This window comes from Streptomyces sp. NPDC031426 (assembly GCF_055581585.1).
On sequence record NZ_JBVIJE010000004.1, the window covers coordinates 533,554 to 542,356 of the forward strand.

At 64.7% G+C, this 8,803-nt stretch carries 9 protein-coding genes; 4 read left to right on the forward strand and 5 right to left on the reverse strand.

What is annotated here, in order from left to right; translation table 11 throughout:
* Positions 1–28: 28 nt before the first annotated feature.
* Both ACZ5NH_RS10660 and ACZ5NH_RS10665 read right to left on the reverse strand, forming a co-directional pair.
* The gene (locus ACZ5NH_RS10660) at positions 29–562 is read right to left on the reverse strand and encodes a hypothetical protein (RefSeq protein WP_468774201.1); all 534 of its coding nucleotides are present in this window, start codon (positions 560–562) and stop codon (positions 29–31) included.
* An 813-nt stretch (positions 563–1,375) separates the two neighbouring features.
* Positions 1,376–1,732 (reverse strand): carboxymuconolactone decarboxylase, encoded by a 357-nt coding sequence (locus tag ACZ5NH_RS10665; protein ID WP_468774203.1) that lies wholly within the window; start codon positions 1,730–1,732, stop codon positions 1,376–1,378.
* A 499-nt stretch (positions 1,733–2,231) separates the two neighbouring features.
* On the opposite strand from ACZ5NH_RS10665, the gene ACZ5NH_RS10670 reads away from it, so the two are divergent.
* From ACZ5NH_RS10670 to ACZ5NH_RS10685, 4 genes are all read left to right on the forward strand, one after another.
* The gene (locus ACZ5NH_RS10670) at positions 2,232–2,684 is read left to right on the forward strand and encodes an SHOCT domain-containing protein (RefSeq protein WP_468774205.1); all 453 of its coding nucleotides are present in this window, start codon (positions 2,232–2,234) and stop codon (positions 2,682–2,684) included.
* Between the two features lie 28 nt (positions 2,685–2,712).
* Positions 2,713–3,150, forward strand: coding sequence for a DUF7144 family membrane protein (locus ACZ5NH_RS10675; RefSeq protein ID WP_468774206.1), 438 nt, complete (start codon positions 2,713–2,715; stop codon positions 3,148–3,150).
* A 1,969-nt stretch (positions 3,151–5,119) separates the two neighbouring features.
* Positions 5,120–5,698, forward strand: coding sequence for a fasciclin domain-containing protein (locus ACZ5NH_RS10680; RefSeq protein WP_468774208.1), 579 nt, complete (start codon positions 5,120–5,122; stop codon positions 5,696–5,698).
* A 42-nt stretch (positions 5,699–5,740) separates the two neighbouring features.
* Positions 5,741–5,881: a hypothetical protein gene (locus ACZ5NH_RS10685; protein ID WP_468774210.1), complete on the forward strand. Its 141-nt coding sequence runs from the start codon at positions 5,741–5,743 to the stop codon at positions 5,879–5,881.
* An 826-nt stretch (positions 5,882–6,707) separates the two neighbouring features.
* Here the strand turns inward: ACZ5NH_RS10685 and ACZ5NH_RS10690 are convergent.
* The 3 genes from ACZ5NH_RS10690 to ACZ5NH_RS10700 all read right to left on the reverse strand — a co-directional run.
* Entirely contained in the window at positions 6,708–7,130 is a 423-nt protein-coding gene (locus ACZ5NH_RS10690) for a hypothetical protein (protein WP_468774212.1), read from the reverse strand.
* A 284-nt stretch (positions 7,131–7,414) separates the two neighbouring features.
* Entirely contained in the window at positions 7,415–7,651 is a 237-nt protein-coding gene (locus tag ACZ5NH_RS10695; protein WP_468774214.1) for a hypothetical protein, read from the reverse strand.
* A gap of 931 nt (positions 7,652–8,582) precedes the next feature.
* Positions 8,583–8,803: transposase (locus ACZ5NH_RS10700; RefSeq protein ID WP_468774216.1), on the reverse strand; the 221-nt coding region annotated here is incomplete at its 5' end.

Below are 8,803 nucleotides of genomic sequence, written 5' to 3' on the forward strand. Positions count from 1 at the left end.
AGTTCTGGCCTCGCTCATCGTCCAGCCCTCACTGCATCTGGTCGAGCATCTCCGACAGAGCGCCCTTGATCCGCAAAGCCTTCTTGATCTCGTCCGCCGTCACGTAGGGATACTCTCCGTACTCGATGAAGCTCGGACAGTGGTGTTCGCGGACGAATCTGACGAACGCCTCCGGATTGGTCCGCCAGTCCTCGGGGAATCCCTCCAGATGCTCGAACGCCGTGCTCACACCGGCCTTCGAGAACAGCGCGATGGCGTCCTCGGTGTACTTGTCGAAGTCGGTGTCGAAGATCCCCTGGTACATGAAGCGTGTGTCGTCGTCGAAGAGGACCCAGCGCAGGTAGTGCAGCTTCAAGGGTGCGAGGAGGTACGGGTTCTGTTCGAGTGCCTTGGCCAATGTGTAGCCGTACTCACGCATGGCATCGGCGTGGCCGGGCTTGACGGGCGCGATGATCGTGAACCCGTAGCACGCCGGAGTCCTGGGGAAAACGGGGCCGTACTTCCCCTGTTCGAGGTGATCCGTCTCCTTGGGGAGAACGACCGCCTCAGGCTTGATTTCCATGTCCGCTCCTCCCGCCAGCCAGTGGCCGGGGCGGATTCATTTTCCCGCCGGACAGCTCGACGCGCGCGGTGAGCCGGTGCAGATGACCGACACCCAAGCCCGCACAAGCGACGGGGGCATACGCGATGCCTGTTCGTCGTCACGCAGCCAGGCAGGGCCCGCGGACCCCGGCACGGGCCGACGGCGAGACCATCTGGACTGACCAGACGCGTCGAGCGGATCTCAGGACAGCAACGAGCCCCTCTGTGACTGGAGCAGCTTAACGCGGCGTGGGAGCCGACCATGAGCCTGGAGGGATCAGATCCACTCCACCTCGGAGACGATGTGAGGCGAGCCGCCGGCCTTCGGCAGCGGCGTGCGAGACACCACCACCCGGCGGCGCCGCGGAGCGGGGACAAGAGGCGCCGACCGCAGCAAGCACCGCAGCCATCTCTTCATCACTCGCCCCGCCAGCACCTCGACCACCCGATCGAGTGCCTCGCTCACATCAGTGCGCGTGACCACTCGAAGCGGGCCCCTGACCTGCGTTCTTGACCGTCAGCGGCAGCAACTTCTTGCCAGTCGGGCCTACTTGTACCCAAGTATCCATCTGCGGGCGGGGGGCTATGCACAACCGCCTGGCAAGGCACGGGAACAGCCCATGCCGCTGCTGTCGAAGCCGTCTACCTAGACCTCTTCGTCCCGAACTATCGGCTGGACGGTCGTTGCGGTCCAGAACGCTGGTCGTGAGGTCATCGTGGTCGTTGCTAGCCACTTGCGGTTGCGGTGGTTGCTGTACTGCGCTGCTGTACCTAAACGGCAGCGTGGGGGTGTCTAGGAGGCGGTACGGCTGTCGGCTTCGGCCTGGGCGATGGCTTCGGCTTCGCTATCGGCCAGGGCGAGTGCGACACCGAACGCCTGGGCTATGTGACCTGCGGCCGACATGACGCGTGCTGTCCCGACGACGGGAGCGATGGCGACGAGTAGGTCTTGCAGCTGCTCGACCGTGAACTCGGCCTTGATCGCGGGATTGATGTGGGCCAGGTAGGAGATCGCTGGTGCGTCCATGGCCACGAGTGCGGCGATGCGGGACAGGATCAGCGTGCGCTCGTCCATGTGGCAGTGCTCGATGGAGTCGATCGTCATGGCGGCGATCGTGTTGAGTACCGGAGTCTCAGGTGCAGTAGCCATGGTTGGCCCGCCTTCTTGCGACGTAGGGAGTTCAACTGCCACCCGCTCAAGCGGGACCCCCCTGCACAACAGCCGGTTGCGACTCAAGCGTAGGCACGCTTGGATGGCCGCGCACGTCGAGCCGGACTTCCGGATCGAGCGTGTCTGATCTGGGTCGACCGCGGTGTCGAATTGAGACGAGCCGGCCTCACGCCCAATGCAAACCGGGTTGCCCCACCGGCCTTCCGACGCGCCTAGCCATTGCATGGCAATATCAGGGTTTCGGAGGAAGCATCCCCTCTCGGCAAGGGGCGTTTTCCGCCTCGATGCGGATGCGGGCAGCATCGTCCATGCCTGCGGGATGAGGTCTCCGACGCTGGCCTCCATGACCAGGGTGAGCACGAGGCGCCGGCCGCGAAATCACCCGCACGGTGTGAGGCCGCCGGCCCCCGTCGGGTGCAGCGTGGAATCAGGACGCCGTCCGGGTGAAGCCCGCGGCGGGAGAAGGAAGGCCACGCAGATGTACCTCGCCTACGACTACCCGGTGCTGGGGATCTTCTGGTCCATGCTGGTGCTCTTCCTGTGGATCATGTGGTTCTTCCTGCTATTCAAGATCGTCTTCGACATCTTCCGGGACGACTCGCTGAGCGGCTGGGGAAAGGCCGGCTGGCTGGTCTTCGTCTGCGTGCTGCCGTTCCTCGGGATCCTCGTCTACCTGCTCGCCCGAGGCAAGGACATGGGGCGACGCGAGATGCAGCAGATGGTCGACCAGCGCAACGCGTTCGACTCCTACGTCAGGGAGACGGCAGGCGGCGCCAAGTCCAGTAGCGCTGACGAACTCGCCAAGCTCGCCGAGATGCGCACTCGGGGCGACATCACGCAGGAGGAGTTTCAGAGGGCGAAGGCACTGGTCCTGAGCGGCGGCCACCCCACGAGCAATGCCACCTCGATCCACACCCCCAACCCTCGCTGATCACCAGACGAAGCCAGCGGAGGCAGAGATGACCACGACACCCGTCACACAGGCCCGGAAGCAGCAGTGGGCCTCCGGACTGATCCTCTTCGGCGCCGTCATGCTGATGATCGCAGGAGTGATCGACATCTTCCGCGGCATCATGGGAATCGCCAAGGATGACGTGTTCATAACAACACGCGGCTACGTCTTCCAGTTCGATCTGACCGGCTGGGGCTGGGTCACCCTCATCCTGGGCGCCGTCGCCGTGGTGGTCAGCATGGGACTCTTCCAATCAGCGAACTGGGCTCGGATCTCCGGCATCGTCATCGCTGGACTGATCGTCATCGCCAACTTCCTGTCCCTGCCCTACTCGCCTGTGTGGTCCACTCTGATGATCGCGTTCTCCGGGGTCGTCATCTGGGCCCTGTGCGTAACGCGGCCAGAAGAGCCTCTCCCACGCCAGGGCACACCGCGCGTCAGCTAATGACCTTCTCGTCGTCGAGTTGGCGAGGGTCCAAGGGCGGGGGCTGAATGCGTCAGACAAGCCCACGGTGCGCCGATCATCAGTGGACAGCGCACCGTGTCCGATGCGGGCTTCCGCGTCATGCACAACGGTGAGCATGCCACGCGGCTGTGGCGCGGCTTCACCCCAGCCACGTTCTCTTCCGTGGTGCTCCAAGGTCCTGGCCGGTGACGGAGGAGACAGAGTGGTTATGCGATGCCGGGGGGGCGCGTTCCTGTCTGGCGCTCGGCTCCGGGCGCGCCTGCGCTCGCTCTATCCGGCGACGGCGCATCCGAGGCATGGCAGCGCGTCGGGCATTGCGGTGGACTACGACTCGCTCATCCGCGGTCGGGAAGCACGAGGAGAAGGGCGCAGCCTGTCTCAGGGTGCCCATCTTGTGACCGGTTCCCGACAGTGCGAAGCACCGAGGAGTCGAGTTGCTCCGGCAGCCGGGTCAACTCATCCGTCGTCCGCCTGAGATGGGAGTTGGCAATGACACTGTCACAGTGGCAGAGAGCGTTGGAGTGGCTGGCTGCCGCGGCAAAAGACCCGCGCGCATGTCGCGACGACTGGATGCACGGGGTGACCGGGGTCCACCTCCTGGCCACCGGGCGCATGTGGGATGTCCTGACTGTTCCTGAGCGCCTCGGCCTGTACACCGCCGAGTTATTGGACGCCATTTCGGTGACGGAACGGGGGCCGGTCCTGCATGACAGTCGAGGCCGCCGCGTGGGATTCCTGCTGCCGGCCGACCCCACCGCCTTGTGGGCCGGTCACAACCTGAGATACGTCTCGAAGGGCGGCTGGATCGCGGCTCCCGCCCCGCACTGCCGGTGGGGGACACTGCACTGGCTCATCCCACCGGACGGAAGCGGCGCTCTCACCCCGCCTGAGCTTCTGGAACTGGCCCTGGACGAGGCTCTTCGCGAAATGGCTCATACCCAGGGCTGCTCTCGGCACCACCTTGTGCCTTGCCGTCGCGTACCAGAGCCGGCCGCGAGCGGCACCGACGATCGGGACCCTGACCGCTGCGGGTGATCTACAGGATCTGCTACAAGCACCTTCATGAGGTCCGCGGTCAAGGAAGGTGGGCACAGGTTCCCGTCGGCTACCCCGGAACCATGTTGCAGGATCGCAGCCCCCGCCACCCGGGCAACACGCTTTCCAAGTCTGTTGGTGATCCCGGGGCGTCTCGTGCCGGGGCGTTTACCTGCGTTCATGCTCGGCTGGCCACCACTGCGGGAGCGACTCGATGTCCAGTCCGAACGGCCATGAACGGGGCTGGTAAGACGGAAACTGAGACGGCCCAAGGCATCGCCTCATCCGAGGAGTTCGGCCCGCTCTCGAACCCGATCACCGAGCTTGCCTTCCTCCAGATCGTATCGTTAAGGGCGGCTGCGTACCCGGCCCTGACTGCCTCGTGTACGACATCGTGGAGGTCTACAGGGATCGACCTCGAAGATGCCGGAGCAGATGTTCGCGGTTGCGTCGTACGCAGGTCGGTAGTGCGGATCACGGATGCCAGCGCCCGAGTGGCTGACAAGTTGGGGTGGTTCTTTCCTGGTCATCGCTCACGCCGGCTTCACCACTCTCGCGCCTGAGCGAGAACCGTACTGGGACCTCGACCGACCACAGTCAGCCACGGCGGCGGGACTGCCGACTGTCCAGGCGCGTGTGCCTCGCTGCGGCCCACACCGGCCTCAGCCACGCTGCCAGTGCCGTCGACCAGAGCAATCCGAGACCGCCTGCCCGTGACGGCGGTGGCTGAGCTCTCAGCTTGGGAAGCTCGTGTCTTTTGCCCCAGATGCGGTTACCGACACTTGCTGGATACCCTCGGTGAGTGGGGTGGTGACGGGTCCCGTGTCCGGTTGTACCACTGGTCCAGCAGAAACGACGACTTCCGCCAAACAGACTCATGCAGCGTTCATGCCTCAACGGAGGAAGGTTTGCCATGAGTTTCACTGCTACGCGTACGGCAAGAGCTGCCACGGCAACTGCGATCGCAATTCCCCTCACGCTTGGCGGCCTGACATCGCAAAGTCACGCGCAGAGTCCGTCCCCCAGCCCGTCGGGAACGTTCGGTTCCGGCTGTTCGGCACTCTCCCAGAAGGTTGACACGTCCAAGGACAAGGTGACGGAAGCTGCGGCCGCATATCCACAACTCAGCCAGCTGGTCTCAGCCGTGGTCAGAGCGAAGCTGAACGACGTCCTCGACGGGAAGTCCAACATCACCATCTTCGCGCCCAACAGCCAGGCGTTCCAGAAGGTGACCCTGTCGCAGCTCACCTCGCTACTGGGTAAGGAGGGTCAGCTGAAGAAGGTGCTGACCTACCATGTCGTGGACAAGCAAATCGCCCCAGACGAACTTTCCAAGGGTTCCTTCACGACGATGGAGGGCGGGAAGCTGACCACGTCGGGATCGGGTACCGAATTCAAGGTCAACGACAAAGCGAATATTGTCTGCGGCAACATCAAGGCTGCGAACGCCACTGTATATGTCATCGACTCCGTGCTCCAGCCACCGTCCTGACATATTGAAGCGCCCCGGCTCAATGGACTTGCCTGCGCGCCAGTGTCGAAAGCTCCTCGATTCGCCTACAACGCCCCGGACTCCTGGCCCGCTGATCTCCGCCCAGCCGAGCCCGTCGCCCTATGGCTGGCCGACGGGCTGACCGCCGCCGGCTGGATCCTCGCCACCACCGTCGCTGCCTGAATCTCTCGGGCGATCAGCTTTCCCGCCCGCGCCTCCCATCAACCCCCTGCTCCTGGCGGCGCTCATGCACCGTTGACGCCCTGGCGCCCTAACCGGTTTGACTTCGACATCCCGCTCACGTGGTGAAGTCGCCGGCGAAGAGTCACCGGTAAGGCCGCCCAGGCAGTGTCAATCCGCAGGCAGAAAGGCTTGCCCTTCGCCTGAGACGTCAGGCGAAGGGCAAGCTGACTGCTGCCCGATGAAGAACCTGACCGCTGAGGAAGGCACCATGGCAGCTGATTCCGGCAACGAAGCACACCGAGAGCCATTGCAAGAATTCATCGATGATGTTTTCGAGGAGATTGGTACGGGAAGCTGGTCTCCCGCGTAAGACAGCAAGCGAGCACGGAAAAGATCCAATTACAATCACTCTGCTTGAAATGCCAACAGCTTCGCTGTCGACGCCGACGCACATGTCAGAAGTCGAACGACTCCTCTTCAATCAGGCACTCGCGACCGCACTGGCAAACGCTCTTGCCCCCGCCCTGGCGAATGCCCTGGCGGCAGAAATCACGAAGGTTCTGCAAGTTCCTTCGGGGTCCGGCGGCAAGGAGTCGGCCAGGACCTCCGGTTCTCAGCCACATGGTGGATCGGGCGATGGTCCGCAGCACAGTCCGGGGAGGGAATAGAGGAGAATTGTGGCCGAGCACGTGGATCCGGGTTCGCCTGGGGATACAGGGTTGCTGCCATTCACCGTGACGGCGTAGTCCCCACCAGTCGGCATGAGGCGGGCCACCTCCAGGATCCAGAGGTGGTCCGCCTCTTCTCGGTGAATTCGTCGGGAGCGCTATCCGATTGCCTTGTCATCAGCCTCCATGCGGGCCAGCCGCGCATCGAGAGTCGCGTACTCGGCCTCTTGGATGACGGCCAACGCGAATTCGGCCGCGGCGACCGCGTCCGCCTCCGCCCTGTCGGCCTCACGCGCCGCGCGAGCCGCGCTGTGTTCGCGCTTGCGGGCTTCGATGTCGCTGCTCACCTGGGCCGTATGGTTGCGCCAGTTCTGCTGCATCTCGGCCCACCACTGCGAGATCTTCGCTTCCGCGTCGCGCGTCGACTCCTGGAGCTTGGCGGCTTGTGCCTGGGCCTCTTCGCGGGCCCGATCAACTTCGGCTTGCAACTGCTCGCGGCTCTGGGTTGCCGCCTGGGATACGTGATCTTCGGCAGCCTTGGCCCGCTCGGCGAGGGTAGTCAGGGTGTCTGACACTGCCATTTGTGGTTCTCCTTCTGGCCGTCCGGGACGGTTACGCTGTGCGCGACTAGCTCGCACAGACGGTGCTTTGTTCTGGTTGGACCGCATCCTTCGATCACCGGGGCGACGCTCTCAACGTCGATAGCCAGGTCCACCAGAACAAGGACGGACGTCTTGGGAGCGCCACCGCCAGCCCGTCTCTCCCAACGGGCCGGCACATGGATCCGGGCGCCCGTGGGGTCGGGCACCCGGATCCACCCTTCGCTAGTCCTTGTCAGGGGTTTACGGCTCACTGCTACTGAGGCTCAGTCCCAGCCCCAGCCACCGCCCCAGCCGCCGCCCCAGCCCCAGCCGCCGCCATCGCCCCAGCCCCAGCCGCCGCCGCAACCCCCACCGCCGTCGTGGTGGTAGGAGACGACGTTCTGGGGTGCAGCGGTGGTGGTAGCTGCATGGGCGGCTCCAGCTCCGGCGGCGAGGGCCAGGATCGGCGCCGAGCAGATGACGATTGCCACTCTCTTGATACGGGTTGTTTGCGCGCGCATGATGCGCACCTCTCCGGAGGGTGTTTGGTTCTCCGGCGGCCTCCACAGGTCGGCCGCCCGCGCTCGGAGCCTGCGCGGTAGCTCCGGCGCCCGCCCGCCGCACGCTGCACACGCCCTGCGACGGGTCACCACTTGCGGTAAGAAACCGACACAAGTGGCTTTTTGCCTTAAACCTACGACGAGGTCGCCGGGCAGTCAAAAGGATGAACGCACAGGTTGCTTGAGCCGGTGCGCCAGCTGTGAACCGCGTGAGGCCTCCGTAACGGCGGGCCCGTGAACTCACGTGTCAACGAACGCCAACGAGCCCCCTTCCAGTCAGGAAAGGGGGCCCGCGGAGCCACGCACTCACGCACGGCTGGTATGGACCTCAGACCCACTCCGCCTCGGAAACGAGGTGTGGGGTACTTCCAGGGCCCGGCAGCGGCGTCCGAGAGGGCGCCGACGGCGCCGACGGGCGAGGGACTGAGGTGCCGACTGCAGCCAGCACAGCCGCCACCTCGTCCTCGCTCACCCCCGTCAGCGCCTCCATCGCCCGATCGAGTGCATCGCTCACGTCAGTGCTCGTGACCGCTCGATGCAGGCGCCTGACCAGCGTTCTTGACCGTCAGCGGCAGCAACTTCTTGCCGGTCGGGCCGATCTGGATGTGGGTGTCCATCTGCGGGCAGGGAGCCGCCCATATTCATCTCAAGCCGCCGAAAGTAACCACGCGCACGAGGCTGCTGCCGATTACCGCTTCAGTCTCGGCGACGGCCGAACGGTTCACACGACGCCGACATTCAGGAGTGAAGCGGGGCGATCTAGGACATGAACTGCGGGCTCTCTGCCTTGGCCGGAGCCTAGCTGCGCGTACCCCGATGCACCCCGGGTCCCCGTCAGTCCCCGTCCCTTCTGACACGAGAGCGGTGGACGCAGGGCTGCTTAGACGTCGTTTCAGTTGGTGAGTCGGCGGTAGCTGATGAGGGCTGCGGCGATGCCGACGAAGGCCAGGAAGTGTTCGGCCTTGCGCTCGTAGCGGCGGTGGAGGCGTCGGCAGCCGGCGAGCCAGGACACGGTCCTCTCGACGACCCAGCGGTGGCGTCCCAGCCGCTGCGAGGACTCGATGCCTTTGCGGGCGATGCGGTGGCGGATGCCTCTCTTGCATAACCATCGAC

Coding starts and splice junctions, on each gene's coding strand:
- ACZ5NH_RS10670 (WP_468774205.1), top strand. CDS start 2,232: ATGTACCTCGCCTACGACTACCCGGTGCTGGGGATCTTCTGGTCCATG.
- ACZ5NH_RS10665 (WP_468774203.1), bottom strand. CDS start 1,732: ATGGCTACTGCACCTGAGACTCCGGTACTCAACACGATCGCCGCCATG.
- ACZ5NH_RS10680 (WP_468774208.1), top strand. CDS start 5,120: ATGAGTTTCACTGCTACGCGTACGGCAAGAGCTGCCACGGCAACTGCG.
- ACZ5NH_RS10695 (WP_468774214.1), bottom strand. CDS start 7,651: ATGCGCGCGCAAACAACCCGTATCAAGAGAGTGGCAATCGTCATCTGC.
- ACZ5NH_RS10675 (WP_468774206.1), top strand. CDS start 2,713: ATGACCACGACACCCGTCACACAGGCCCGGAAGCAGCAGTGGGCCTCC.
- ACZ5NH_RS10690 (WP_468774212.1), bottom strand. CDS start 7,130: ATGGCAGTGTCAGACACCCTGACTACCCTCGCCGAGCGGGCCAAGGCT.
- ACZ5NH_RS10660 (WP_468774201.1), bottom strand. CDS start 562: ATGGAAATCAAGCCTGAGGCGGTCGTTCTCCCCAAGGAGACGGATCAC.